Origin of the sequence: Yinghuangia soli, assembly GCF_021502675.1 — a bacterium.
Lineage (GTDB): Bacteria > Actinomycetota > Actinomycetes > Streptomycetales > Streptomycetaceae > Yinghuangia > Yinghuangia soli.
Window position 1 is genome coordinate 1 of sequence record NZ_JAKFHA010000086.1, and the last position, 1,286, is coordinate 1,286.

Sequence of the window (1,286 nt, forward strand, 5' to 3'; positions counted from 1 at the left end):
TTCAACCGCCTCAAGCACTTCCGCGGCATCGCCACCCGCTACGACAAGACCGCCACCTCCTACGAAGCAGCCGTCACCCTCGCCGCAACACTCCTCTGGCTCCAACCACATTGAAGACAGGGCCTAGAGCGGGTCGGCGTCGCGGCGAGCGTACCGAGGGACGGGTTCAGATCTTGGGGAGGGACGGGTCGGGGGTCCAGGGGGCCGGGGCGGTGATGGCCCAGCGTTCGTGGTCGCGCCAGGCGCCGTTGATGTATAGGTACGCGGGGGAGAGGCCTTCGTAGTGGAAGCTCAGGCGGCGGACGAGGGCGAGTGAGGCGGTGTTCGCGGGCTGGATGTTGGCTTCGAGGCGGTGCAGGCGCAGTTCGGTGAAGGCGTAGTGCAGGGCGGCCGCGACGCCTTCGCTCACGTAGCCGTGTCCGGCGGACGGCGCGAAGGCGGCGTAGCCGAGGGACGCGCCTTGGTAGCGGCCGCGGATGACCGAGTTGATGTTGATCATCCCGGCGGCCGCACCGGTGTCGCGGACTCGGATGAGGAACCCGAGGTTGCTGCCGTCCTCGAAACGGGTCATCCAGGTGTGGAAGTCCGGCTCGGTCGCGGGCAACTGCATCCAGGGGTGGTGCAGTTCGGCGCTGGCCTGGACGAGGGCGCAGAATTCCTGCTGGTCGGCGGTGCTCAGTGGGTGGAGCTCCACTCGGGGTGCCGGCTTCTCGATCATGGTGCAACCGTAGGCGGTGGGTGGGCGTGGTGGGGTGTCCGGAGTTGCGGGCTCTGGCCTACTCGGGCAGCGGGGTGGGTTCACCGTCGGACGGTGCTGCCCGGAGTCTGCGGAGGTGGCGGCGGGTCGTCACCGCGGCGACGACGGCCAGGAGGAGTCCGGCCGCAGCCTGGGTGAGGACGATCGCCTGATGGAGGCCGATCGCGGCGATCTCCTGCCGGATCAGTTCTTCGGGCGGGGCGCCGAGGGGATCGCCCATGCTGGTGAGGCATCGGAGCGACGCAGACCCCATGAGGGCCGGCAAGGCGATGACGGTGAGGACCAAGGGACATGCCAGCGTACGGCGGCGCTCGCGCGTGCTGCCGCGGCGGTCCGCGGTGGATGTGCCGGGCGGCCCGAACCAGGCTGCGCGGTTCTGCGTGATCAGATGGGCCCAATAGCCTGCGCTTGCTCCGCTTTGACGGACACCGTCGTTGTGTTGTTCAGGCGGCTGTGAGGGCGGTTTCGTATTCGACGGGTGTGCGGTAGCCGAGGCTGCTGTGGAGCCTGCGGATGTTGTACCAGGCCT

2 protein-coding genes and 1 pseudogene are annotated in these 1,286 nt (G+C 68.7%); 1 reads left to right on the forward strand and 2 read right to left on the reverse strand.

Annotated features, from left to right (window positions below):
• Positions 1-114: pseudogene (locus tag LZ495_RS43635) on the forward strand (IS5/IS1182 family transposase); the annotation flags it as partial.
• A 52-nt stretch (positions 115-166) separates the two neighbouring features.
• Here the strand turns inward: LZ495_RS43635 and LZ495_RS43640 are convergent.
• Positions 167-718 (reverse strand): GNAT family N-acetyltransferase, encoded by a 552-nt coding sequence (locus LZ495_RS43640; RefSeq protein WP_235058866.1) that lies wholly within the window; start codon positions 716-718, stop codon positions 167-169.
• A gap of 58 nt (positions 719-776) precedes the next feature.
• The gene (locus LZ495_RS43645; protein ID WP_235058867.1) at positions 777-977 is read right to left on the reverse strand and encodes a hypothetical protein; all 201 of its coding nucleotides are present in this window, start codon (positions 975-977) and stop codon (positions 777-779) included.
• Between the last annotated feature and the right edge of the window lie 309 nt (positions 978-1,286).

What these genes read in the sequence shown, in the direction of transcription:
- LZ495_RS43640 (WP_235058866.1), bottom strand. Translation starts at nt 718, where the DNA reads ATGATCGAGAAGCCGGCACCCCGAGTGGAGCTCCACCCACTGAGCACC.
- LZ495_RS43645 (WP_235058867.1), bottom strand. Translation starts at nt 977, where the DNA reads ATGGGCGATCCCCTCGGCGCCCCGCCCGAAGAACTGATCCGGCAGGAG.